Source organism: Gordonia insulae (assembly GCF_003855095.1).
Taxonomy (GTDB): domain Bacteria; phylum Actinomycetota; class Actinomycetes; order Mycobacteriales; family Mycobacteriaceae; genus Gordonia; species Gordonia insulae.
On the sequence record NZ_CP033972.1, the window covers coordinates 3,987,741 to 4,012,470 of the forward strand.

Genomic DNA, 24,730 nt, shown 5'->3' on the forward strand with positions numbered 1-24,730 from the left:
CAGCTCACTCGAAGTACCGACGCGGGACGTCGACGAGCATCGTGTCGATGTCCTTGTCGCTGACCCCGCGTTCGCGCAGGGCGGGTAGCACGTCCTCGCTGATGTGCCGGTAGTTCCACTTCGGCACCGCCTGGCGTTTGGCCTCGGGGCCGAACCAATCGATGAAGCACGACGCGTCGTGTGCCAGCGCCATCCGGTCCGCGTACCCCTTCTCCACCAGCGCGACGACCGTGTTGATCCGGTCCTCGAACGGGAGCAGGACGTCGAGCCCGAAGCGATCCATGCCGAGGATCGAGCCGGCGTCGGCCAGCTTCATCAGATAGTCGAGGTCGGTGGAGTCGCCTGAGTGGCCGATGACCACCTTGGTGAGGTCGGCGCCTTCCTCCGAGAGCACCTGTTGCGCAACCAGTCCGGACTGCGTGTGCGGATTCGTGTGCACGGTGATGGGTGCACCGGTCTGCACGCTGGTCTGGCCGACCGCGCGCATCACCCGCTCCACGCCGGGCGTGAGTCCCTGTTCCTCGATCGCGCACTTGAGGAACGCCGCCTTCACCCCGGTGTCGGCGATCCCCTCGGTGAGGTCCTTCACGAAGAAGGTGACCAGCGGCTCGGACACGTCGAACAACAGCCCCGGGCCGGTGTAGTGGAACTGGAACGGGATGTCGTTGTACGTGTACAGACCGGTGGCGACGACGATGTTGAGGTCGATCTGTTCGGCGATCCGTTGAATCCTCGGGATGTAGCGCCCGAGGCCCAGCACCGTCGGATCCAGGATGGTGTCCATGCCGAGGCTCTTGAGTTCACGCAGATCGCGGGCCGCCTCCGCGATCTTCTCCTCCTCGTCCCAGTCGTACTGATAGTTCTCGCGGTATTCCTCACCCAGGACGAAGACGTGCTCGTGCACCAGGACGTTGCCCAGCTCGGCGGAATCGACGGGACCGGTGACGGTGTTGACGGTGCTCAAGGCGGCTCCTCCGGACAGTGCGGGTATGTGTTCTGGGTCACTCCGGCCAGACTGTATTTGAGGATGAGTTCAACTTCAAGAGCGGGTCGACCGCGCACCGCGCCGGGTTGCGCTCACGCTGATCGGAACTGTGTGACGAGCACGAGGTCGACGAGGCGCCGTTGTCATATCCGTGCAGGTGAGCGCGAGTCGTGCATGATGGACCAATGCCGACCACGCAATCCTTTGGCGCGGCAGGCGCTGAAGCGCAGAGCAGTGCAGCGCCGCGCGAGAACGTTCTGCTGATCCACTGGCACGACCTCGGTCGCCACCTCGCCTGCTACGGCAACGAGGGTGTGGACAGCCCGAACCTGGACGAACTCGCCGCGGACGGAATCCTGCTCACCGACGCCCACGCGACCGCGCCGCTGTGTTCACCCGCCCGGGGATCGCTCTTCACCGGCCGATATCCGCATCGCAACGGCCTGGTCGGCCTCGCCCACCACGGGTTCGAATACCGCGACGATGTCCGGACGCTGCCGGCCCTGCTGTCCGACGTCGGCTACCGGACCGTGCTGTTCGGGATGCAGCACGAGAGTGCCGACCCGACCAGCCTCGGATTCGACACCATCGACGTGTCCGACTCGCTGTGCGACTACGTGGTGGCCCGGTCTCAGGACTGGCTGCGCGATCATGTGCACGCCTCCGACGAACGCCCGTTCCTGCTGACCGCCGGATTCTTCGAGACCCATCGCCCGTATCCGGCGGATCAGTACAAGCACGCCGACCCCGCCTCGCTCGATGTGCCGAGCTTCCTGCCCGACACCGACGATGTCCGCGAGGATCTGGCCGGGTTGCACGGCAGCATCACCCAGGCCGACGCCGCGGTCGGTCGGCTGCTCGACACGGTCGCCGAGCTCGGCCTGGACGAGACGACGTGGATCGTCTTCTTCACCGACCACGGACTCGCCTTCCCCCGCGCGAAGTCGACGCTCTATGCCGAGGGCACCGGCATCGCATTCATCGTCCGGCCGCCGTCGCGGCGCGGCGTCGCCCCGCACACCTACAACGACCTGTTCTCCGGGGTGGATCTGACCCCGACGATCCTCGACCTGCTGTCGGTGCCCGCACCCACGGGGATCGACGGCGACTCGCATGCGAGCCAGTTGCTCGTCGACGACGCACCCCCGGTGCGCACGGAGGTCTTCACCGAGAAGACCTACCACGACGCCTTCGACCCGATACGTGCCGTGCGCACAAAGGAATTCAGCTACATCGAGAACTACGCCGAACGTCCGGGGCTGCTCCTGCCCCTCGACATCGCGGACAGTCTCTCGGCGAAGTCCCTGGATCCCGACCGCATCAGCGCCCCGCGACCCCGGCACGAACTCTACGACCTGACTGCCGATCCCGATGAGCGAAACAATCTCGCCGATGACCCGGCGTACGCGGCGACCCGCAGGCAACTCGAGCAACTCCTGTCCGAGTGGCGTTCGCGGACAGATGATGTGATCCCCGACGACCACGAGGGAACGGCGTTCGCGGAGCTCTTCATGTCGCAGTACTACGCGAAAGCCGAGGAAACCCGTCCGGACGAGGAGGCTCTGCCGTCTCGCCGACCGCGTGGCGAACGGCGCGAGCTCCACGGCGAGATCAGCACCCTCGGCAAGACCCGCCACCCCTGACGCCGGCCGCCAGCACACAACCATCGTATTGTAAATACTTTGCGCTGCCCTGACCGTAAATGCCCAGGTTGCGAGCGGTTTCCACGTGATTACACTGATCCGCGTGTCCGACGTCTCGAACTACCTCGTGTGCGCGAGTCAGCGCAGCGGCAGCACTCTGTTGGTGGAGTCGCTCGCCGCGTCCGGCGTCGCGGGTAAGCCGCAGGAGTTCTTCCAGTACTTCACGGCGTCGTCGCAGGCGCCGCAACCGCGGGAATGGTTCGCGGGTGTTCACGACCCCGAGATCCTGGACCTCCTCGCCCCGATCGACGACGGCATCGTCGACACCCGTGGCAGCGAGGAGTGGAAGGCCGACATCCTCGATCAGGGGCGGTCACCCAACGGGGTGTGGGGCGGGAAGCTGATGTGGAATCAGACTCCCCTGTTGATCGCCCGCAGCCGCGTGGCGTCGGGATCGTTGCGCACGGCCATCCGATCGATCTTCGACGGTGTGGACCCGGTGTACATCCACGTCTACCGGGAAGACGTGGTGCCGCAGGCGGTCTCGATGTGGCGGGCGGTGCAGACCCGGGTCTGGCGCGACGAGGCGGGCGTGCATTCCTCCGGTGAGGACGGCGCCGTCTACCACGCCGGCGGCATCGCGCACCTCGCCGGAATCCTCCTCGAGCAGGACCGCAACTGGCGTCGCTGGTTCGCCGCCGAATCGATCGAGCCGGTCGAGGTCGGCTTCGGTGATCTGGTGCGCAACCCCACCGACACCACGGCACGCGTGCTCTCGGCGATCGGCCAGGACCCCGACCTCGCGCCCCCGCCACCGCTCAAACCGCAGTCCAACGCCCGCTCCAAGGAATGGGCGGATCACTACCGCATCGACGCGACACGGAACGGATACCCACTATGAGTGCAGAACCGGTGGTCGACGACCTCACCGACGACCTCACCGACGACCAACGTGTCGACGATCAACCCGCCGAGGATGTCGATCACGTTGCCGCGCTGCGTGTTCTCGAGTCGGAGTCGGTCCACATCATCCGGGAGGTGGTCGCCGAACTCGAACGTCCCGTGCTGCTCTTCTCCGGTGGCAAGGACTCGATCGTGTTGCTTCGTCTGGCCGAGAAGGCCTTTCGTCCGCACCCGCTGCCGTTTCCGATCCTGCACGTGGACACCGGCCACAACTTCGACGAGGTCATCGAGTTCCGTGACCGCCGGGTCGCGCCGACGCCCGACAACCCCGGCGGCATCAGGCTGATCGTGGCGTCGGTGCAGGAATCGATCGACTCCGGTCGCGTCGCCGAGTCCACCGATCCGTCCGGCTCGCGCAATCGCCTGCAGACCCGCACCTTGCTCGACGCGTTGGAGGCGGGTGGCTTCGACGCCGCATTCGGCGGTGCCCGCCGCGACGAGGACCGCGCCCGCGCCAAGGAACGCGTGTTCAGCTTCCGCGACGAGTTCGGCCAATGGGATCCACGATCCCAGCGACCGGAGCCCTGGTCGATCTACAACGGCCGCATCCGGCGAGGGGAATCCGTCCGGGTGTTCCCGCTGTCCAACTGGACCGAGACCGACATCTGGCGCTATATCGAGATCGAGAACCTCGACCTCCCGCCGATCTACTATGCAAGCGAGCGTGAGGTTTTCGACCGCGACGGCATCCTGCTCGCCGTGTCACCGCACAGCCGGCCGCGCGATGGTGAACAGGTGAGCACGGAATGGGTGCGGTACCGCACCGTCGGCGACCTCACCATCACCGGAGCGGTGCGATCACGCGCCACCACCATCCCGGAGATCATCGCCGAGATCTCCGACGCCACCGTCTCCGAACGCGGCGAGACCCGCGCCGACGACCGCACGTCGTCGGCGGCCATGGAAGACCGGAAGCGCGAGGGATACTTCTGATGAGCACCACGATCGCACCGCAACGCTCCGGCCCCGCACCGGAATCCCGCCGACGGCAGATCCTGCGCCTGGCCACCGCCGGCAGTGTCGACGACGGCAAGTCCACGCTGATCGGGCGGCTGCTGCACGACACCGGCAGCCTCCCGACCGACCATCTCGATGCGGTCACCGACGACGAGGGGGTCGCCGACCTCGCCGCGCTGTCCGATGGTCTGCGCGCCGAACGTGAACAGGGCATCACCATCGATGTCGCGTACCGCTTCTTCTCCACCGCGAGCCGCAACTACGTGCTGGCCGACACCCCCGGACACGAGCGCTATACACGCAACACCTTCACCGGCGCGTCCAATGCCCACGTCGCGGTGTTACTGGTGGACGCGCGCAACGGATTACAGGTCCAGACCCGCCGCCACGCACGGATCGCGACCGTCCTCGGCGTGCCGCACGTGATCGCGGCCGTCAACAAGATCGATCTGGTCGACTACTCGGCAGAACGGTTCGCCGAGATCGAGGCGGACCTCGCGGAGCTCGCCACCCAGGTGGGCATCGACCATATTCTGGCGATCCCGGTGGCGGCCAAGGACGGCGACAATGTGGTGGACCGCTCGGTCAACACCCCCTGGTACACGGGGCCGACGCTGCTCGAGTACCTGGAGGGGGTGGAGCTGGTCGCGCCGTCACCGACCACCGACGAACTCCGGTTCCCGATCCAGTGGGTGTCACGACCGACGGATCTGCATCGTCGCCGCTACTACGGACGACTCGCCGCCGGTCGACTGCATGTCGGCGACTCGGTCACGATCCTCCCCTCCGGCAACAGCAGTGTGGTCACCGCCGTCGACACGCTCGACGACGACCGTGAGTTCGCCGTTGCGCCGCTGTCGATCTCGATCGAGCTGGCCGACGACATCGACGTCGGGCGCGGCGATGTCATCGTCAGCGCCGCGGAGACCGCGCACGCGCCGGTGCTGGCCCGCGAGCTCGACGCGACGGTCTGCTGGTTGTCGGACACGCCACTGCACGCCGGCGATCGGGTGGCGCTCAAACACGGCGCCGCCACGGTACGTGCCACCGTGCAGTCGTTGGAACGTCGGCTGGACCCCGAGACACTGATCGAGCAGGTGGGTCCGAGTTCGTTGGGCCTCAACGACATCGGCGTCATCACCTTGCGTACGTCGTCGGTGGTCGTGGCCGATACGTATCTCGAGAACCGCGACACAGGTGCGTTCATCCTGATCGACGAGTCGTCCAACGACACCGTCGGCGCGGGCACCATCACCCAGGCCCGAGAAGTGGTTCCCGGCAAGGCCACTCGCAACGACATCAAGTGGCATCCGAGTTCGCTGATCCGCTCCGAGCGCTGGCAGAAGACCGGCCAGCGAGGCGCGACGGTCTGGTTGACCGGGCTGCCCGCCTCCGGCAAGTCGACGGTTGCGGTCGCGCTCGAGCGGGAGTTGGTGAGCCGCGGCCGGGTCGCCTATCTGATCGACGGCGACAACATCCGCCATGGCATCTCCGACGATCTCGGATTCTCGCCCGGCGACCGCGCGGAGAACATCCGTCGCGTCGGACACCTGGCTCGCCTGTTCGGCGACGCCGGCGTGGTCTCGATCGCATCGATGGTGTCGCCGCTGCGGTCCGACCGGGAGATCGCCCGCCAACTCCATCACGCGGCCGACCTCGAGTTCATCGAGGTGCATGTCAGTACGCCGGTGACGGAGTGCGAGCGCCGCGATCCGAAGGGTCTCTACGAACGCGCGCGCCGCGGGGAGCTGAAGGGCCTCACCGGAGTCGATGCACCGTATGAGAAACCGGAGAACCCCGACCTGCGCTTCGACACGACCGGTGAGGACATCGAGGAGCTCGCAGGGCGTGTGCTCGCCGTGCTCGTGGAACGCGGCGTCCTCGACGGCTGACGTCTCACTCGGACGAGGCCGGGTCCTCGTCCTCGGACAGCGCGACGACGTCCGGGTCGTCGGCGAAGACGAGGGTCTGATCGTCGACCGCGATCCCCCACCGGCGTGGCTGCGCGCGGCGATGTTCGTCGATGCGCACGCTGCTGTCCCCGACCGGGATCATGTCGCTGAAGTCCTCCACGATTGTGCCGGTGACGGACTCACCCTCGGGCAGGTTCACCCGTACGCGGCTCGAAACGGCCAGGTCGTCGGGCGGCGGGTCGTGTTGTGGGTCTGATTCGGTAGACACGGTGCACCACAGTAAAGTGTCGATGCGCTATAGAGCAACAGTCGTTGACACATTCTGTGGCGATCACCACGTTGGCCGCGTCGGGCCGCGGCCCGATAGATTGCATCGTGTGACCAACGCCGAACCAGCCCCTACCGGAAGCGAACCCGCCGCCGGCCGCGGTCCGGTGTCGCCGCAACGCCCGGACATCGCAGCTGCGTTCTGGTGGGAATCCCAGCCGAACGACAAGCTGGACCGACTGGTGCATTACCTCCGCGAGGACGAGATCCTGTTGGGTGCCCGTAATGCGTGGTTTCGGCGGGCGTGGGGAATCATGGCCGTCACCACGCGCCGGATCCTCATGGTGAGCACGGCCGGGGACGGTTATGCCTTCGAGTTGCCCATCGACGCCGCACTGGAGATGACCGACGGCGGCGACGACGACGGGTATCGGATCTTCTATCTGCACGACTACGAGGCGTCGACGAAGCTCTTCTTCACCAACTCGCTGGTGGGCGATTCCGTGTACGACCGTCTTTACTGGTGCGTCTCCCGGTTGATGCTCGACCGACGTGACGGGGACCTCGATCAGGCCGACGACCAGGGTGTGATCGGTGAGTTCGACCGGTTCCGAAAAGTGAAGGACGCGTTCGAGGCCGGCGCGCTCGACGAGGAGGCGCTACGTAACGCGACGTTGCGGGTGTTCCTCGGGCCAGAGCGGCAACCGCCGCCACGGACTGTCTGACCGGACCAGCAGCGCATTCACCCAGTCGCCGGCGACCTGGGCCTTCTCGGCGGTGGTGCCGATGTCGGTGATCGCACTCCAGTACGCGCGACCGATCACGACGCCGTGCGCGAACTGGCGCCAGTTGGCGTAGTACCCACGCGCCGAGTCCAGTGCGGCGAAGAGCATCGGCCAGCACTCGTCCTCCTGCAGGTAGCCCGAGCGCAGGGCGGTCCGCACCACAAACGGCACCCGTCCGAGATCCCACGCGCGGATGTGCGTGGGAAAGTACTTGTCGGTCACCGAGTTCCGCAGGACCTTCGAGGTTCGCAGGGTGTAGAGGGCGTCGTAGTGGGTGATCCAGTAACCGGGCGATGAGCCGCGTGCCGCGGCCCGCGTGGCGAGGAACTCCCGGTGTGCTGAGGGATCGTGTCCGGCGGTCTTCTTCATCGCCTCGGCGACCAACGGTGCGATCACCTCGAAGGTCGAACTGTGCATGCCGTCGAGCAACTGGCCCACTGTCTTGCGGGCCGAGATCGCATCGGTGACGTCCCACCATTCGTGCAGGCGCCTGCGGGCGGACTCCGCGCTCTCGCCGATGGTGATCGAGTCGCAGGCGAACTGGTTCGGGATCCACATGTGGGCACCCACGTCGAGGGCGGCCTGCCGGCGTTCGGGCAACGGGGTGTCGGCCTGCCAGAGGAAGCGACGACCCAGCGACGACCTCTCCCCGAACGGGAACGGTGTGATCGGCGGGATGGGCACGGAGATCAGGGTAGCGGTCGGCGAATCCTGTCCGAACAGACAGGAGTACCACTCATCTGTTGGGTTGAACATATGTGTAGCCAGACAGGTAAGCTTGTGGCGAGTGTGACCTGGGGAACATCGTCGGAGGAGTACACCCCCGTCCGTCACAAGGAGTTTGACCCCATGGCAATCGAGTTGAACCAGATCTGGGACTTCCCCATCAAGGACTTCCATCCGTTCCCCAACGCGAAGATCGGCGTCGGGGCACACGACATGCTCGGCGTCGAGGCCAAGGAACTCGGCATGACCCGCGCGTTGCTGATGACCACGGGTCTGCGGGGCTCCGGGATCATCGAGGAGCTCATCGGCAAGATCGAGTACCAGGGCGTCGATGTCGTCCTCTACGACAAAGTGGAGTCCAACCCCAAGGACTACAACTGCATGGACGCGGCAGCGCTGTACCAGTCGGAGAAGTGTGACGGCATCATCTCCGTCGGCGGCGGATCGAGCCACGATGCCGCCAAGGGTGCCCGCATGGTCATCGCCCACGACGGACGCAACATCAACGAGTTCGAGGGCTTCTCCAAGGCGACGAACAAGGAGAACCCGAAGCACATCGCGGTGTCGACCACCGCGGGTACCGGGTCGGAGACATCGTGGGCGTACGTCATCACGGACACCTCGGACATGAACAAGCCGCACAAGTGGGTGGCCTTCGACGACACCTGCCTGGTCGATCTGGCGATGGACGATCCGCTGCTCTACTACTCGTGCCCCGAGCACTTCACCGCCTTTTGCGGATTCGACGTCCTCGCGCACGCCAGTGAGCCGTATGTATCGCGATTGGATTTCGCGCCGTCGCTGGGCAATGCCAAGTACTCGATCGAACTGATCCGCGATCACCTGCGCACCGCCGTCTACGAACCTCGCAACCTCGAGGCGCGCACCGGCATGATGCATGCCCAGTACATCGCGGCGCAGGCGTTCAACTCCGGCGGTCTCGGCCTCATCCATTCGCTGTCGCATGCGGTTTCGGCGTTCTACGACAGTCATCACGGACTGAACAACGCCATCGCGCTGCCCCGCGTGTGGGAGTACAACCTGCCGTCACGATACGAGCGTTACGCCGACATCGCGGCGTTGCTCGGTGTCGACACCACCAACATGACCAAGGTGCAGGCTGCCGACGCAGCGGTCGAGGAGGCCATCCGCCTGTCGAAGGATCTCGGCATCCCGGACAACTTCGGTCAGCTCAGTGTGAACAGCTACGAGAAGAACCGGATGAACAGCGGCAAGTACGAGGGCCGCGGCGACACCATGGACACCTCGGACAAGCAGATCCGGGCGATCGCCGAGCACATGATGGACGACTGGTGCACGCCGGGCAACCCGCGTGAGTGCACGGTGGAGTCCCTCATCCCGATGGTGACGCACGCGATGACCGGGAGCTACTGACGTCGGTAGTGGGTACTCCCGTGGGGACGACCCGGGCGAGGCTTGACCTCCTTCGCCCGGGTCGCACTCCGCAACATCATGTCTCACCTGTCCCGCAATCGTCCGTCCACAGCAGCCGAATCGAGGAGCCGATGCCGACCACGTCGACACTGCCGACACCGATCACCAACTTCGACACCGTCGAGGATCTGGTGGACGGTCTGGGCGGACAGGGATATCTGGCCGATGAGGACCTCGCCGTCGTCGTCCATCTGGCGACTCTGCTGGACCGGCCGTTGCTGCTCGAGGGACCGGCCGGCGTCGGGAAGACCGAGCTCGCCAAGGCGCTTGCCGCCGCGTCGGGCCGCGAGCTGATCCGCCTCCAGTGCTACGAGGGACTCGATGAGTCCCGTGCGCTGTACGAGTGGGACTACGCCCGTCAGCTGTTGCACGTGCAGATGCTGCGCGATCGGATCAGCGCCGAGCTGGCGTCGGAGCCCAGCCTGAGTTCGGCGTCGGCGGCGCTGGCGCGCACCGATGTCGGCGTGTACACCGAGGACTTCCTCGTGCCGCGTCCGCTGCTGGCGGCGATCATGTCGACGGTACCCACGGTTCTGCTCGTCGACGAGATCGACCGCACCGACGAGGCGATGGAAGCGGTGATGCTCGAGGTCCTCGCCGAACGTCAGGTCACCGTGCCCGAGCTGGGCACCTTCACCGCACGGTCGGCGCCGTGGGTCATCCTGACCTCCAACGACACCCGCGAACTGTCGCCCGCACTGAAGCGTCGATGCCTGCACTTCCAGGTGGAGTACCCCACTGCGGAACGCGAGCGGCGGATCGTCGCCGTCCGTGCGCCCGACGTCGAGGACAGCGTGGTCTCCGAGGTCGTCGACCTCGCACGGCGGCTGCGTGACCTCCCGCTGCGCAAGAGCCCCTCCATCGCCGAGGTGATCGACGCGGCACGGGCCGCATCCCATCTCCGGTCACGCCACGGCCTCGCGAAACCGGCTGATCGCGAACAGAGTTCGCTGGATCGGTCCCTGCTCGCGCTGCTGGTGAAATTCGGCAGTGACCTCGACATCGCCCGCCGCGCGCTCGACGGCCCGGCCACACCCGGCGGCATCGAACGCGGGATCGGCGTGGACGGGTCCACCGCGACCGGCTCGGTCACCGCCACGGCCTTCGGCGCCGGCCGGGCGCGCAGCACCACCCGACGGTAGGCGGCGAGGCCGTGCCCCCCACCCCGATCCCCATCGAGCGTGTGCAGCTCGCGGCCGACCGTGCCCGGTCCGTCGACACCCTCGACCTGCTCGCCGTCCTGTTCGGTCGCGTTCTTCGACAGCACGGCGTGGCCGCCTCACCCGCGGAGGTGATCGAGATCCGCCGCGCGCTGGCGATCGTCGGTGCCGGCGACGTCGCACGGCTACGCGCGGCCGTGCGCGCTGTGGCGGTCAAATACGTCTATGAGACAGCCGGTTTCGAGCGTGCCTTCGACCTCTTCTTCCTCGGCGCCGAGCCGGACGAGGACGACGAGCCGCTGCCCCGGCCCCGCGGCGCCGCGGCGGATCTCCCGGACGACGTGGTCTGGGACGACGACTTCGAAGGTGCGGCCCGGCGGATCGGCGCCGACGAACACACCGACGAGATCGGTGAACTGATGGCCGACGATCCCGATGCGGCCGAACGCCACGGGGAGAGTGCGCACCGCGAGGACAACGACTTCTCCGTGTCCGCCGGGGCCGAACAACTCGGCGTCGATCCGGATACCCAATCCGTATCCGGCGGAATCACCTACACGGTGGAGGTCGACGAGGCGGACTCGGCCACGGTCGGCGAACTCGTCGGCACGGCGACCCGGGTCAAGGGAACACCGTTGGGACTCAAGGGTGCCGCCGCCATCCTCGCCGCCCTCGACGCCTACGACGCGCGCCGCGCGTACGGCACCGACGGCGCCGAAGGACTCGACGACCTCCGGCGCGCCGAACTCGAACGCGCACTGGCGGCCTTTGTCGACGCGCTGTCGACCCGGCTCGAGGCGGACGCGGTGCTCGGCCCCACCGATCCCGACACGCAGGTCGTCTCCGATCAGGCCGATATCGATCGCGCCTGCCACCGGTTGGTGCAACGCATGCGCGGCGCTCCCCGGCGTGCGGTGCGCCGCGGCGACCACGGTGCGCTCGACATCCGTCGGACGATGCGGGCCGCGGTCACCACCGACGGTGTGCCGCTCACGTTGTGGCGGCGCGTGCACACGCCGGGTCCGGTCAGACTCCTCATCCTGGTGGATGTCTCGCTGTCGGTGCGTCCGGTCACCGGATTCATCTTGCGACTGGCCCAGACGCTGCATCGTGTGGGTGACCGATGTGAGGTGATCGCCTTCGTGGACAAGCCCGTCCGCGTGACGGATGCACTGCGCACGGCGTCGGCCGACACCGCGTTGGCCGCGGTGCTGGCCGCCGACGGACTGGATCTCGCGGCCACGAGCGACTACGGCACCATGTTGGCCGGCGTTCTCGACGACTTCGGTGACCTGCTCGGGCGCCGGACGTCGGTGTTGGTGGTCGGTGATGCCCGCAGCAACGGCTTCGACGCGCGCGTCGACCTGTTCGGCGAGATCTGCCGGAGGGCACACCGGGTGGCATGGGTGACACCGGAGCCGTCGCGATACTGGACCCAGACCGGCTGTGCTCTCGCCGATTACGCGGAGCACTGTGCCGGTGTGGTCATCGCACGCGATGGTGCCGAACTGGTCGGCCGCGCCGACGATCTGGGAGTCGCGCTGAGCTGACCCGACGTCCGGAACGGTCGGCCCGCAGCCGCTTCGTCGCTCGGCTGTTTGTTGTCCTCTGAGCACAACTGCCCGCCCGAAGTCTGGCCTGTCAGGCCGTTTCACCTGCGGTGTCGCACCCATAGTGTCGTAGCTCACAGCCACTTCTCACAGTTGCGCTGCCGACCACGACGAAAGGGTTTCACCGTGACCGCCTCCTACTTCGCCTGGGATCTCGCCGACCGGGGGGCTGCGCCGTGCGTGCGCGACGACGACTCGGAGTTGACGTATGCGGAGTTCGCGGAGCGGGTCGAGGGGTGCGCCGAACAACTGCACCGGCTCGGCATCGGTCGCGGTGACGTCGTCGCCACCTTCCTGCCCAATCGCGTCGAACTCCTCGTCACGCTGATGGCCGCGTGGCGCCTGGGCGCAGTCGCGACCCCTGTCAATCCGGGCTTCACCGGCCACGAGGCCGACTATCAACTGGGCGACTCGGGTGCCCGAGTGGTCATCGCCGCCGGCCACCCGCTGACATCGGGCCCGGACCGCATCGTTCTCGACGTCGCCGACCTAGCGACCAGTCCGTCGACGACCTGGCAGCCACCCACCACACCGGGCGCCGACGACGATGCGCTTCTCATCTACACGTCCGGTTCCACCGGGCGGCCCAAGGGTGTTCGACTCTCGCACGCGAATCTGCACTACATGGGCTCGGCGATGACGCGTCACTGTGCGCTCACCGCCCGCGACCACGCATTGCTGGTCCTGCCGCTGTTCCACGTCAACGCCATCTGCGTCAGCTTCCTCGCCCCGATTCTCGCCGGCGGTCAACTGTCCATCACGGGGAAGTTCTCGGTCTCCCGCTTCTTCGACGACGTGGCGCGACTGCGGCCCACCTACTTCTCCGCCGTGCCCACCATCTATGCGATGCTCGTGTCGCATCCCGACCTGAGCACCGAACAGCTTGCGTCCCTGCGGTTCGCGATCTGCGGCGCCGCGCCGATCTCGAAAGAACTCCTCGACCGCGTCGAGCAGACCTTCGGCATCCCGATCGTCGAGGGCTACGGCCTCACCGAAGGCACCTGCGCCTCCGCCTGCAACCCGATCGACGGAGTCCGCAAACTCGGCACGGTCGGCCCGGCGCTGCCCGGCCAACAGATCTCGATCGTGGACCCGGACGGCCGCGATCTTCCCGCCGGCGAGACCGGCGAGGTCGTCATCGGCGGGCCGAATGTCATGCAGGGCTACCTGAATCGGCCCGACGCGACGGCCACCGCCCTCGTCGACGGACGGCTCCGTACCGGCGATGTGGGGCGACTCGACGACGACGGCTACCTGACGCTCGTCGATCGCATCAAGGACATGATCATCCGGGGCGGAGAGAACCTCTACCCCAAGGAGATCGAGAACGCTCTGGCCACCCACCCCGGAGTACTCGAGTGCGCGGTCGTCGGCGCGCCCGATGAGCTCTACGGCGAGGTTCCGGTCGCGTTCGTCGTCCCTTATCCCGATCAGCAGGTGACAGCTGCGGTACTCGGAGCTCACCTGACCGAGCGGCTGGCGAAGGTCAAGCAGCCGAGCAACATTCACATCCTCGACCAACTCCCGCGCAACCCGGTCGGAAAGATCGACAAACCGACCCTCCGCACGCTTGCGCCGGTCGACTAGCCGCGACCCCGCCACCCCTCCGCTGGTCGAGTAGCCGCGACCCCCACCTGTCCGCTGGTCGAGTAGCCGCGACCCCGCAACCGTCCGCTGGTCGAGTAGCCGCGACCCCCATCTGTCCCGCTGGTCGAGTAGTCGCGACCCCGCAACCGTCCGCTGGTCGGGTAGCCACGACCCCCACCTGTCCGCTGGTCGAGTAGTCGCGAGCCCCCAAGGGCGAGCGGCGTATCGAGACCACTCCACCCACACCCACACCCCCACACCCCCGACCCGAAAAGGAGCCATTCCCATGGGATTCAAAGAAGCCGACTTCCCACCGGTCGATCCGCAGACCTTCCTCGACAAACCGTTCCTCGACCGACTCCGGGTCCTCGGCGCGCACTGGGCGGAGTACGGGTTCGGTTCACCCAAGATGGTGCACGTCATCTATCTGCTGAAGGTGTTCGTGTTCTACGCCGGCGTCGGCATCACCCTCGCCACCCTGACCTCCGGGCTCAATCCGCTGCACGTCTCCGAGTGGTGGAATCAGCCGATCGTCTATCAGAAGGCGGTCCTCTGGACCGTTCTGGTGGAGGTCCTGGGTATCGGAGGTTCCTGGGGGCCGCTGGCCGGCCACTTCAAGCCGATGACCGGAGGGCTGCTGTACTGGTTGCGGCCCAACACCATTCGTCTCCCACCATGGCCGGGTAAGGTGCCCTTCACCAAGGGCGACAGCCGCACCCCGTTCGACGTGATGGTGTATGCGTTGCTCCTGGCCAATCTGGTCGTCGCCGTCGTCCTGCCGGGCGTTTCGTCGACGTCGCTGGACGGCGCCCTGCCCGACAACCAGGGGCTCGTGAATCCGGTCCTCATGTACACCCTGATCGCGCTTCTCGTCCTGATGGGGCTGCGCGACAAGGTGATCTTCATCGCGGCGCGCTCCGAACAGTATCTGCCGGCGTTGATCTTCTTCGGCTTCCTGCCGTTCGTCGACATGATCCTGGCGCTCAAGCTGCTCATCGTGACGGTCTGGGTCGGGGCGGGCGTCTCCAAGCTGGGACACCACTTCTCGAACGTCATCCCGCCGATGCTGTCCAACACGCCGTGGCTGGGGAGCAAGGCGATCAAGCGGTCGCACTACCGAAACTTCCCCGTGGACATGCGCCCGTCCAAGCTGGCCGCCGGTGTCGGCCACGTGTTGGGGACGATCGTCGAGATCGTCACGCCGTTGGTGTTGCTGTTCTCCACCAACAAATGGCTCACGCTGGCCGCGGTCGCGTTGATGGTGTGCTTCCACCTGTTCATCCTCTCCACGTTCCCGCTCGCGGTTCCGCTGGAATGGAATCTGCTCTTCGCCTATGCCGCGATCTTCCTGTTCTGGGGATTCCCGAACTGGGACGGCTACGGACTGACCGACACGACGATGCCGTGGGCACTGGTCGCCATCGCGATCGCACTCTGCTTCTTCCCGGTGCTCGGCAATCTTCGGCCCGACCTCGTCTCGTTCCTGCCGTCCATGCGGCAGTACGCCGGCAACTGGGCATCTGCGACCTGGGCCTTCGCGCCGGGTGCGGAGGACAAGCTCGACAAGTTCGTGGTGCGCGGTGCCAAGAACACCCGTACGCAACTCCTCGCGTCCTATCCTCCGGAGGTCGCCGACGTCGTCATGCATCAGATGATGGCCTGGCGGTCGATGCACAGCCAGGGCCGCGCGCTGTTCTCCCTGATGCTGCGCCACCTGGGCGACGACATCAACACCTACACGCTGCGCGAGGCCGAGTTCTCCTGTAACTCGCTGGTGGCCTTCAACTTCGGTGACGGGCACCTGCACGACGAGAAGATGATCGCCGCGCTGCAGCGTCGCTGCGACTTCGCACCCGGCGAGTTCACCATCGCGTGGATCGAATCGCAGCCCATCCACAAGGGCACCCAGAGTTACAAGGTCATCGACGCCGCACTCGGCGTGATCGAAACCGGCACCTACCGCGTCAAGGACGCCGTCGAGGAGCAACCGTGGCTGCCCAACGGGCCGATCCCGTTCGAGGTCGACTGGACGCTGGACGTTGACGCGGCTCGCGCCCTGACGGATCCTGAGATCGTGCGGGAACCGAAGATGCGATCCGGCGCGGTGGGCGACGCCGCGCAGAACCAGGTGCAACAGTGACGACTGCGGTCGTCGTCGGCGGCGGGCCCAACGGGCTCGCCGCCGCCCTGCACCTCGCACGCAACGGCGTGGACGTGCAGGTCCTCGAGGCGGCGGACACCGTCGGGGGCGGCGCGCGGTCCGGTGAGCTCACCGTTCCCGGCGTCATCCACGACTACTGTTCGGCGTTCCATCCGCTCGGCGTCGGGTCGCCGTTCTGGTCGGAAGTCGGTCTCGAACGGTACGGGCTGACGTGGAAGTGGCCGGAGATCGACTGTGCGCACCCGCTGGACTCCGGCGATGCGGGCCTGCTCTACCAGTCCATCGAGACCACCGCGGCCGGCCTCGGGGCCGACGGCCGGCGCTGGGAGCTGGTCTTCGGGGACCTCGCCCGCAATTTCGACGACCTCGCGCATGATCTGCTGCGCCCGATCGTCAACATCCCCGCACACCCGTTCCGGCTCGCCGCCTTCGGGCCGCGCGCGTTGTTGCCCGCGACCGCACTCGCGCGTCTCTTCCGCACCGAACGCGGACGTGCCCTCTACGGAGGCATCGCCGCCCACCTCTTCGCACGCCTCGACCGACCGCTGACCGCGTCACTCGGCCTGATGATCGCCGCGAGCGGTCATCGGTACGGCTGGCCGGTCGCCGAGGGCGGCTCGGGCGCGATCACCTCCGCCGCGGCCGCCGCCGTCACCGACGCCGGTGGCAAGATCGAGACCGGTGTACGGGTCGGGTCCCGCGCCGACATCCCGCCGGCCGACCTCGTCCTCCTCGACCTGTCACCCGCGCAGGTGCTGGCCATCTACGGCGGCCAGATGCCGGCACGGATCCGGCGGGCCTATCAGCGCTACCGCGTCGGCTCGTCGGCGTTCAAGGTCGACTTCGCCATCGAGGGCGACATACCGTGGTCCAACCCGGACTGCGTGCGCGCCGGAACCGTGCACCTCGGTGGGGATTTCGACGAGGTCCGGGACACCGAGAAGCGGCGCGCCGCAGGGGTGATGGTGGAACGGCCGTTCGTGCTGCTCGGCCAGCAGTACGTTGCCGACCCGACACGCAGTAGCGGACCGATCAATCCGATCTACGCCTACGCCCACGTGCCTCGTGGCTACGACGGCGACGCGACCGAGGCCATCACCGCGCAGATCGAACGATTCGCGCCGGGTTTCCGCGACCGGATCGTCGCGACCGCGAGTGCGGGCACCGAGCAACTGTTGTCCTACAACCCGAATTTCGCGGCGGGTGACATCATCGGCGGCGCCAACGACGGTCTGCAGATGGTGCTGCGGCCGCGACTCGCCGTCGATCCCTATGCGATCGGCGTCGACGGTGTGTACATCTGCTCCCAGTCGGCTCCGCCGGGTGCGGGCATCCACGGCCTCTGCGGCTTCCATGCGGCGTCCTCGGCATTGGCCTCGCTCGGCGCCCGACGAGCATGACGATGTCCACCACCGCACCGGAGGTCGCGTCGGCGGTCGCCGTCGTCGCGAAGAGGTTGCGGGACAGCGAGTCCGCCCTCGTCACCGACATGGCGACGATGATGAAGAGCGAGATCGAGCACCTGGACTCCGATCCCAAGCTGGTGGAGCTCCTCGAGGCCAGCGTGCACGGCAACGTGTCCACGATCATCCATGTGCTGGCCAACGACATCCCTGTCGATCACCTGCAGCCGACCACCGCGGCCGTCGAGTACGCGCTGCGGCTCGCGCAGCGCGACGTGCCGTCGAACTCGCTGATGCGCGCCTATCTCATGGGCCAGAACAGCATGACCCGGCACTGTTTTCGACTGGTCGAGGAGATGGACCTGCCGGCGGACGACACGATGGCCGTGACCCGCCACATCTCCGACGTCCTGTTCGGCTACATCGAGTGGATCACGCTGTACGTCTTCCAGGCCTATGAGAACGAGCGCCGCCGCTGGCTGGGTGCCGAGGGCAACGTGCTCTCGTCGACGATCCATCAGCTCCTCGGTCCGGGAGACCCGGACGGGCGTGCGTTCGAGGCCGAGACCGGCTATCGACTTGCCCGCGTACACATCGCGGTGATCCTGTGGACCGCCGACGACGATGCGCGTGAGCTCAGTGTCCTCGATCGGGCGGCCCGCGACCTCGCGGGACGTCTGCGAACCGACGGTCCACCGATCGTCACCGCCATCGATCGCTCGACCGTGTGGGCGTGGATTCCGTTGGGAGAGGGCGGCCGCGGCGTGGCGACGGCCGAGGGCACGCCCGCGTTCGATCTGCCGAGCGGGGTCCGGGCAGCGGTGGGTCTACCCGCCGACGGTATTCGTGGCTTCCGGCGGTCCCACGAACAGGCGAAGGCCGCGTATGCCGTCGCGACCATGCCGGGGAGTTCGGCCTCGCCGATCGTCGGTTTCGGTGATCGGGGAGTGGCGGTGGTGTCGTTGCTCGCTCAGGATCTCGAGTCGACCCGCGCCTGGGTCCGAGAGGTGTTGGGTGGTCTCGCCGACGACACTCCGGGCACCGCCACGCTCCGTGAGACACTGGCCGTCTTCTTCGCCACCAAGGAAAGCCACCTCCACACGGCCGAACAGATGAACCTGCATCGCAACACGGTGAAGTACCGCGTCGGTAAGGCCCTCGCCGAGACGCCGTCGCATCGTGACCGTCTCGATCTCGCGCTGGCCCTGACGGTCTGCGAGTTCCTCGGCCCCGCCGTTCTCGCCGGCGAGTCCGCAACTCCCTGAGGACTACTCGTCGTCCTCGCGTGAGATGTCGGTCAAACGGACGACGCCGGGTGAGGCGTCGGTCGTTCGAACACTCGTGGTCTGCGGCCTGTCGGCCTAAGCTTGTTCCGTGCCTGCCACCTGGCCACTCGTGGAGCGTCGAGACGAGTTCGACGCCATCAACTCCACTCTGTCCGAGGTGCAGCGAGCGGCGCGACGACCCTGTTGCGGCACGGTTCTCACCGGGCCTGCCGGAGTCGGGAAGACGACACTGGCGCGGCAGGTCACCGCCGAGCACAACGGCGTCCGATGGATCGCCGGAACCGAGTCGGCACGCAGTATCCCGTTGGGGGCATTCGCGAACGTCGTCGCCCCGGCGGCCGCGCGCGACACGATCGGCGTGCTGTCTTCGGCACGGGAGTCACTGTTGTCACGCGGCTCGCTCGTCCTCGGCGTCGACGACGCGCATCTGCTCGATCCACTGTCCGCGACCCTCCTCCATCAACTCGCCATCGACGGGGACGCCCGCATCGTCGTGACGGTGCGCAGCGGTGAGACCCTCCCCGACGCCGTCATGTCGCTGTGGAAGGACGACTACCTCCGCCGGATCGAATTGTTCCCGTTCACCAAAGAGCAGAGTGTGCAGTTGGTGGAGCGTGCCCTGGGCGGTCACCTGGAAGGCCTTTCGGCCGAACTGATGTGGGAGGCGTCGGGCGGGAATGCGTTGTTCCTGCGCCACCTCGTCGACGGTGCGGTCGAGAGCGGGCACCTGCGCGAGGCAGACGGTGTGTGGCAGCTACGCGGAACCACCACGGTGACAGCCGAGTTCGCCACACTGCTGGATTCGCGCATCGAGGCGTTGCCCGATCCGGTGCGCCGGGTGCTGGACCTGGTGAGTCTGTGCGAACCCACCGAACTCGACCTGCTCTGCGGGCTCGCGGGCGAGGACGCCGTCGACGACGCCGAGATCCGTGAACTGATCCGGATATCCCGGGGCGGCAACCGCCTCGCCGCGCGCTTCACCCATCCGCTGTTCGGCGAGGTGGTGCGCAGCCGGCTCGGGCGGGCGCGGGCCCGTCGGCTGCGCGGGAAGCTCGTCGGTGCGATGCAGGAACGGGGCCTCGACACCGGCAACGACAAGATGCGCCTCGCCGAGTTGGCGGTGGAGAGCGACCAGGACATCGGTGTGGTGCCGCTGATCGAAGCCGCGCGCGTCGCCATCGGACTCTCGGATGTGGCGGCGGGGGAGAGGTTCTCGCGGGCGGGATTCGAGACGGCACCCACCATCGACACTGCGGACCTGTTGGCCCGGAGCCTGCTCTGGCAGGGGAAGCCCTACGAGGCCGAGCGCGTGATGTCGAGTGTGGCGACCGATGACCTCGATGAGATCGGGGTACTCCGATGGGGTATGACCCAGGTGTCCAACTACAGCTTCGCCATGGGCGACAACGCGCGGGCCTCGCAGATGCTGCAGATGCTGCGTGAGCGGATCACGATTCCCGACCTCGTGCTGATCGTCGACGGCATGGACGCGGTACTGGCCATGCACGCGAATCGCCTCGAGCCCGCCGTCGAGTTGGCCCGTGCGGTGCTGGCGACCACGGGTGCGTCGCCGACCGCACGCTTTTGGGCCGGATTTGCCGCCCAGCGGGCTCTGGCGTTGATGGGCCGGTCGACCGATGTCGCCGCGATCGCCGCCGACCTCAGGGTTCCGTCGAGTGTGGATGGTCTGCTGCGCTACTCGGCGGCGTTCGGAGAGGAACAGGCGCTCGTCAACGCCGGCGACTTCGAGGGTGCCGACAGGTGCGCGGCGAAGTACGCCGAGTTCAGCTCCCCGGGGCAGTATCTGGCCTGGGGTATGACGCAGACGCTCTCCGGCTTCGCGGCTGTCGCGCGGGGACGGTTTCCGGAGGCGATCATCCGTCTACAGGAGGCCACTGCCGCGCTCGCATCAGATGCCTTCTCGGCGTGGAGTTTTCCCGCACGCACCGCGTTGGTCCAGGCGAATGCCCTGCTGGGCCGGGTCGAGCCCGCCCGGGAGGTGGCGTGTGCCACCCGCGCCGCATTGAAACCGCACGTCGCGGTCTTCGAGCCGTCGCTCCGAGTGGCCGAAGGGTGGCTCGCCGTGGCGGAGGGCGTGACCGTGGAGGGACGTCGAGTGCTCGGGGAGGCGGCTGTCTCGGCGCGAGAATCCGGGCAGTATGCGGTGGAGACGGGGGCGTTGCATTCGCTCGCCCGGCTGGGTGACGGCTCCGTGAGCGGGAGACTGGGCGAGTTGGTCGATCGTGTCGACGGCGATCTCGCGCCCGTCTACGCCCGGCATGCCGCGGCGGTGGCGGCGAAAGACGCCGGCGTCCTCGAGAAATGTGGGATGGAGTTCGAGCAGATCGGTGCCATGCCGTCGGCGGCGGACGCTTTCGCGCAGGCGTCGGCGGCGTATGACCTCCGGGGAAACGGATCGAACTCGAGTCGGACGGCGAGAGCGGCACACCGGCTCGCGACGGACTGCGGGGGTCTGGTCACGCCGGCGCTGACCTCCATCGACGATCCGCTGCCACTGACTCCGCGCGAGCGCGAGATCGCGAACCTCGTCGCGGCAGGGTTGAGCAATCGCGAGATCGGCGAGCGGTTGACACTCTCAACACGCACCGTCGAGGGCCACATCTACCGCGCGTGCATCAAGCTCGACGTCACCGACCGCGGGGACCTCGGTGGCCGAGCCCGCGGTGAGCCCTGACCGAGGCTGGTTGGCATGCGCCGGCGGCGGGTGATCAACTGGTCGCATGGAACTCCTGCTCGTCCGTCACGCTCGACCGTTCCGGTCGAGTGATCCCGCCGGCGCGGATCCGGATCTGATGCCGGAGGGGCAGGAGCAGGCGCGACGTCTGGCCAAGGCTCTCGCCGACGGCCGCTACGGCCCGGTGAGTCGGCTCGTCAGCAGTCCCATGCGCCGAGCGACCCAGACCGCGGGGTTCGCTCGCGAATCCCTGTCGCTCGAACTCGCACTCGACCCCAGGCTGGTCGAGCTCTCGCACGGCTGGCCCGCGTACGGCATCGCGGAGGCCTACACCGACCGCCGACTCCTGCTGGACCACATGAATGCCGGTCGGCTGGGTGACAACACCTTCGACGTGGACCGGTTTCGCGCGCGGGTGGTCGACGGGATCGAGGCCCTCACCGATCGGGACGACGACTCGGCGACGGTGATCGTCTGTCACGGCGGCGTCGTCAATGCCTACCTCTCGCACGTCATCGGTGCTCCGAAGACGTTTTTCGTCGACCCGTTCTACACGTCGGTGTCGAGAGTGCTCGCGTTGCCCGGTGGCTATCGAGAGGTGTTGTCACTCAACGAGATCGATCATCTGCGGTGAGGTGCAGCGTCAACCGCCCTTCCTGAGTGTGACCGGTCGCTCGTCCCCGGCCGCGGACTCCCAGCGACCTCACAGGATCTGCGCAGGGTGGTGCAAGTCTGTGCCGGCATCGTGATGGGTGTTCGGATTCCACCGGGGAATCCCCGCACGAGAATGTGACATCATGCCAACCCAGCAGCGTCCCAATCGAATCCCGCAGACCCCCGCGCGCCGTCGGCGTCTGGTGCGGCGCTACGACGTCCGGGCGCATCGCTGGAACTGGATCTGGGAGTGACGTCGCGCGGCTGACTTCTCTCGGGTGATGCCGGCCGCCCGCCCTCAGTCCGCGCCGGCCGTGACGGTCAGCCAGATCGTCCGGGACAGCGCAGCGATCAGCTTGTCGTCCGAACCCTCCTGGCGGGGACCCAGGGCGTACTGGGTGACGCTGCGCTCGACCATCCAGGTCACCGCCGCCACCGACTCCGTGGTCACCGACGGGTCGACCCGACCGGCCGCCCGCCAACGCGCCACCTGCCCCGCGGCGAAGTCGATGAAGGTGTTGATGCGGCCGAACCAGAACTCGGCGACCTCGGTGTCGTATGCCGACACCTCGCCCAACGCCCGCATGAGCGTCCAGTGTTTGCGGAACTCGGCCACCATCGAGGCGATCGCCCGCTCCACCCCGGCAACACCGGCGTCGAGCGAGGCGTCGTCGGCAAACCATGAGGTCGGTGCCGCGAAGAACTCCGCCGACGCCACATCCGCGACCTGGATCAGCACCTGACTCTTGTTCGGGAAGTACTGATAGAAGTTGGTCCGCGACATCCCCGAATCCGCGGCGATGCGTTGCACCGGGATCTCCGTGAACCGTTCGCCCGTCGCGAGCAGTTCCTCCACCGCACCCAACACCCGTTCGACGACCTCGGCACGCCGTTCACGCGCGTGCACCGCCTGCGACCTGGTCACCGAACCCATGGCGCTGATGCTAGCCCATCCGGCGGTCGGCAGCGGGACCTTGACACCCCACCTGTACAGGCATAATGTCGGCCTGACACTGTGTCGGACGTCATGTCGGGCACTTTGGTCGGGGAGGCGCCCATGAGCTCGTCCGCCGAGCGGTTCGACGCGGTCATCGTCGGGGGGCGCTGTGCGGGTTCGGCGACTGCCGTCGCGCTCGCACAGCGCGGACTTCGTGTCCTCGTCATCGATTCGGCACGCTTTCCATCCGATACCCTGTCGACTCACCTGCTGTGGCCGACCACGATGGCCGAGATCGCCGCGATCGGCGCGTTGCCGGCCGTCGAGGCCATCGGCGCACCGCGCATGCCCCTCGCCGAGGCAGTTCTCGACGACGTCGGCTGGCGAACGACCTATTCACCTGTCTCCGGGGTCGACTACGCGATGTGTGTGCGCCGTATCCATCTCGACCAGGCCTTGGTGCAGACCGCTGTGGCGGCCGGTGTCGAATTCCGTGAACGTTGTACGGCAACAGGTCTCGTGTGGCGGGACGGTCGGGTGTCGGGTCTTCGCTACACCGACGACGAGGACGTCACCCATGAGGTGCACGCGTACATCGTGATCGGCGCCGACGGCCGCAAGAGCTTCGTCGCCGAGGCGGTTGGCGTCCGCACACCCACCCTGGTCGCTCCGAGTGGCCGTGCCTGCTACTACGCCTACTGGTCCGACGATCGAACCGATCTGCGCCACATCGCTTCTCAGTGGCGGATCGACCGTCTCCTCGGTACCGCGTTCCCCTGCGACGGCGGTGATCTGCTGTCGCTGCTACAGCCGCCGATCGAGATGGTCCCCGAGTTCAGCGGCCGCAAGGCACAGGATGCGTATCTCCGCGGCATCGAGGCGCTGCCGGGACTGGCACGTCGACTCGACGGCTGCGAGATGGTTTCGCGCGTCCGGTCCTGCACCGGCATCGAGTCCTACTTCCGCAGATCCCACGGGCCGGGGTGGGCGTTGCCCGGGGACGCCGGCCATTTCAAGGACCCGGTGACAGCGCAGGGGATCCGTGACGGCCTCCGCTACGGACGGCTGCTCGGTGAGGCGCTCGCCCCGGTCCTCGGCGGCCGCGACGGTGTCGACGCCGATGCGGTCGACACCACGACCGCGCGATGGGCCGCGCAACGTGAGCGCGACTGCATCGACGTGTTCCAGTGGACCAACCTCCTGGCCGCCGGGACCGCGCCGTCGCCGCTGGAATACGAGCTCTATCGCCGGGCGACCGATCGACCCGACTATGCCCGCATACTCAGCGACATCTACAACCGCGTGCAGAAGCCGTCCGCGATGATGCCGGTGACCACCGTGGCCGGGTCGGTGATGCGTGCGGTTCGGCGTCCGGACACCACGCCGCGCGAGATCCTGGCCGATCTGGGCGTCCAACAGCGGCGCATGCTCGATGACTGGCGGGAGAAGCGTCGCTTCCTCCGGGCGAGCAGCGCGGAACCACACCCGGCAACATCCCGGCCCGCGCCGAGAATCCCACAAGTCGTGTAGCGCAATCTCGATG

Annotated in this window: 19 protein-coding genes; 15 read left to right on the forward strand and 4 right to left on the reverse strand. The window is 67.2% G+C overall.

Annotated elements, in window-relative coordinates; all coding sequences use genetic code 11:
* Positions 1-4: 4 nt before the first annotated feature.
* A complete protein-coding gene (locus D7316_RS18110; RefSeq protein WP_124709492.1) occupies positions 5-964 on the reverse strand; it encodes a phosphotriesterase family protein in 960 nt (319 codons plus the stop codon).
* Between the two features lie 206 nt (positions 965-1,170).
* On the opposite strand from D7316_RS18110, the gene D7316_RS18115 reads away from it, so the two are divergent.
* From D7316_RS18115 to cysC, 4 genes are all read left to right on the forward strand, one after another.
* A complete protein-coding gene (locus D7316_RS18115) occupies positions 1,171-2,628 on the forward strand; it encodes a sulfatase family protein (protein ID WP_124709493.1) in 1,458 nt (485 codons plus the stop codon).
* Between the two features lie 103 nt (positions 2,629-2,731).
* Positions 2,732-3,529, forward strand: coding sequence for a trehalose 2-sulfotransferase (gene stf0 / locus D7316_RS18120; RefSeq protein WP_124709494.1), 798 nt, complete (start codon positions 2,732-2,734; stop codon positions 3,527-3,529).
* Positions 3,526-4,524, forward strand: a complete 999-nt coding sequence (cysD, locus tag D7316_RS18125) for a sulfate adenylyltransferase subunit CysD (RefSeq protein WP_232016962.1) — start codon at positions 3,526-3,528, stop codon at positions 4,522-4,524. Before stf0 ends, cysD begins: the two co-directional genes overlap by 4 nt.
* On the forward strand, positions 4,524-6,440 hold the full coding sequence (gene cysC / locus D7316_RS18130; protein ID WP_124709495.1) for an adenylyl-sulfate kinase: 1,917 nt from the start codon (positions 4,524-4,526) through the stop codon (positions 6,438-6,440). The genes cysD and cysC overlap by 1 nt, the downstream gene beginning before the upstream one ends.
* Positions 6,441-6,444: 4 nt before the next feature.
* On the opposite strand, the gene D7316_RS18135 is transcribed toward cysC, so the two are convergent.
* On the reverse strand, positions 6,445-6,729 hold the full coding sequence (locus D7316_RS18135) for a hypothetical protein (protein WP_124709496.1): 285 nt from the start codon (positions 6,727-6,729) through the stop codon (positions 6,445-6,447).
* Positions 6,730-6,838: 109 nt separating this feature from the next.
* Here D7316_RS18135 and D7316_RS18140 point away from each other — a divergent pair, with 109 nt between their 5' ends.
* Positions 6,839-7,453 (forward strand): hypothetical protein, encoded by a 615-nt coding sequence (locus tag D7316_RS18140; protein ID WP_124709497.1) that lies wholly within the window; start codon positions 6,839-6,841, stop codon positions 7,451-7,453.
* On the opposite strand, the gene D7316_RS18145 is transcribed toward D7316_RS18140, so the two are convergent.
* The gene (locus tag D7316_RS18145) at positions 7,388-8,197 is read right to left on the reverse strand and encodes a DUF1266 domain-containing protein (RefSeq protein WP_124709498.1); all 810 of its coding nucleotides are present in this window, start codon (positions 8,195-8,197) and stop codon (positions 7,388-7,390) included. The genes D7316_RS18140 and D7316_RS18145 overlap by 66 nt on opposite strands.
* Before the next feature lie 165 nt (positions 8,198-8,362).
* Between D7316_RS18145 and mdo the strand changes: the two genes are divergently transcribed.
* From mdo to D7316_RS18190, 9 genes are all read left to right on the forward strand, one after another.
* Complete coding sequence (gene mdo / locus D7316_RS18150) at positions 8,363-9,634, forward strand: NDMA-dependent methanol dehydrogenase (RefSeq protein WP_124709499.1); 1,272 nt, start codon at positions 8,363-8,365, stop codon at positions 9,632-9,634.
* 131 nt (positions 9,635-9,765) lie between these two features.
* On the forward strand, positions 9,766-10,836 hold the full coding sequence (locus tag D7316_RS18155; protein ID WP_124709500.1) for a MadB family AAA-type ATPase: 1,071 nt from the start codon (positions 9,766-9,768) through the stop codon (positions 10,834-10,836).
* 41 nt (positions 10,837-10,877) lie between these two features.
* Positions 10,878-12,404: a MadC family VWA domain-containing protein gene (gene madC, locus D7316_RS18160; RefSeq protein ID WP_232017202.1), complete on the forward strand. Its 1,527-nt coding sequence runs from the start codon at positions 10,878-10,880 to the stop codon at positions 12,402-12,404.
* A 186-nt stretch (positions 12,405-12,590) separates the two neighbouring features.
* Complete coding sequence (locus D7316_RS18165) at positions 12,591-14,051, forward strand: class I adenylate-forming enzyme family protein (protein ID WP_124709501.1); 1,461 nt, start codon at positions 12,591-12,593, stop codon at positions 14,049-14,051.
* A gap of 286 nt (positions 14,052-14,337) precedes the next feature.
* Complete coding sequence (locus tag D7316_RS18170; protein WP_124709502.1) at positions 14,338-16,191, forward strand: DUF3556 domain-containing protein; 1,854 nt, start codon at positions 14,338-14,340, stop codon at positions 16,189-16,191.
* Positions 16,188-17,612 carry a phytoene desaturase family protein gene (locus D7316_RS18175; protein ID WP_124709503.1) on the forward strand — a complete coding sequence of 475 codons (1,425 nt, stop codon included), beginning with the start codon at positions 16,188-16,190 and terminating at the stop codon, positions 17,610-17,612. The genes D7316_RS18170 and D7316_RS18175 overlap by 4 nt, the downstream gene beginning before the upstream one ends.
* A gap of 2 nt (positions 17,613-17,614) precedes the next feature.
* Positions 17,615-18,880 (forward strand): PucR family transcriptional regulator, encoded by a 1,266-nt coding sequence (locus D7316_RS18180; protein WP_232016963.1) that lies wholly within the window; start codon positions 17,615-17,617, stop codon positions 18,878-18,880.
* 109 nt (positions 18,881-18,989) lie between these two features.
* Positions 18,990-21,596: a helix-turn-helix transcriptional regulator gene (locus tag D7316_RS27645; RefSeq protein ID WP_269462500.1), complete on the forward strand. Its 2,607-nt coding sequence runs from the start codon at positions 18,990-18,992 to the stop codon at positions 21,594-21,596.
* Between the two features lie 46 nt (positions 21,597-21,642).
* Entirely contained in the window at positions 21,643-22,230 is a 588-nt protein-coding gene (locus tag D7316_RS18190; protein ID WP_124709505.1) for a histidine phosphatase family protein, read from the forward strand.
* Between the two features lie 318 nt (positions 22,231-22,548).
* Here the strand turns inward: D7316_RS18190 and D7316_RS18195 are convergent, their stop codons facing one another.
* Positions 22,549-23,184 carry a TetR/AcrR family transcriptional regulator gene (locus tag D7316_RS18195; protein WP_124709506.1) on the reverse strand — a complete coding sequence of 212 codons (636 nt, stop codon included), beginning with the start codon at positions 23,182-23,184 and terminating at the stop codon, positions 22,549-22,551.
* Between the two features lie 123 nt (positions 23,185-23,307).
* Here D7316_RS18195 and D7316_RS18200 point away from each other — a divergent pair, with 123 nt between their 5' ends.
* The gene (locus tag D7316_RS18200; RefSeq protein WP_124709507.1) at positions 23,308-24,717 is read left to right on the forward strand and encodes an NAD(P)/FAD-dependent oxidoreductase; all 1,410 of its coding nucleotides are present in this window, start codon (positions 23,308-23,310) and stop codon (positions 24,715-24,717) included.
* Positions 24,718-24,730: the final 13 nt, after the last annotated feature.

Excerpts from the sequence above, each read along its gene's own strand:
- D7316_RS18200 (WP_124709507.1), top strand. The coding sequence starts at position 23,308 with ATGAGCTCGTCCGCCGAGCGGTTCGACGCGGTCATCGTCGGGGGGCGC.
- D7316_RS18115 (WP_124709493.1), top strand. The coding sequence starts at position 1,171 with ATGCCGACCACGCAATCCTTTGGCGCGGCAGGCGCTGAAGCGCAGAGC.
- cysC (WP_124709495.1), top strand. The coding sequence starts at position 4,524 with ATGAGCACCACGATCGCACCGCAACGCTCCGGCCCCGCACCGGAATCC.
- mdo (WP_124709499.1), top strand. The coding sequence starts at position 8,363 with ATGGCAATCGAGTTGAACCAGATCTGGGACTTCCCCATCAAGGACTTC.
- cysD (WP_232016962.1), top strand. The coding sequence starts at position 3,526 with ATGAGTGCAGAACCGGTGGTCGACGACCTCACCGACGACCTCACCGAC.
- D7316_RS18180 (WP_232016963.1), top strand. The coding sequence starts at position 17,615 with ATGTCCACCACCGCACCGGAGGTCGCGTCGGCGGTCGCCGTCGTCGCG.
- D7316_RS18195 (WP_124709506.1), bottom strand. The coding sequence starts at position 23,184 with ATGGGTTCGGTGACCAGGTCGCAGGCGGTGCACGCGCGTGAACGGCGT.
- D7316_RS18170 (WP_124709502.1), top strand. The coding sequence starts at position 14,338 with ATGGGATTCAAAGAAGCCGACTTCCCACCGGTCGATCCGCAGACCTTC.
- D7316_RS18155 (WP_124709500.1), top strand. The coding sequence starts at position 9,766 with ATGCCGACCACGTCGACACTGCCGACACCGATCACCAACTTCGACACC.
- D7316_RS18190 (WP_124709505.1), top strand. The coding sequence starts at position 21,643 with ATGGAACTCCTGCTCGTCCGTCACGCTCGACCGTTCCGGTCGAGTGAT.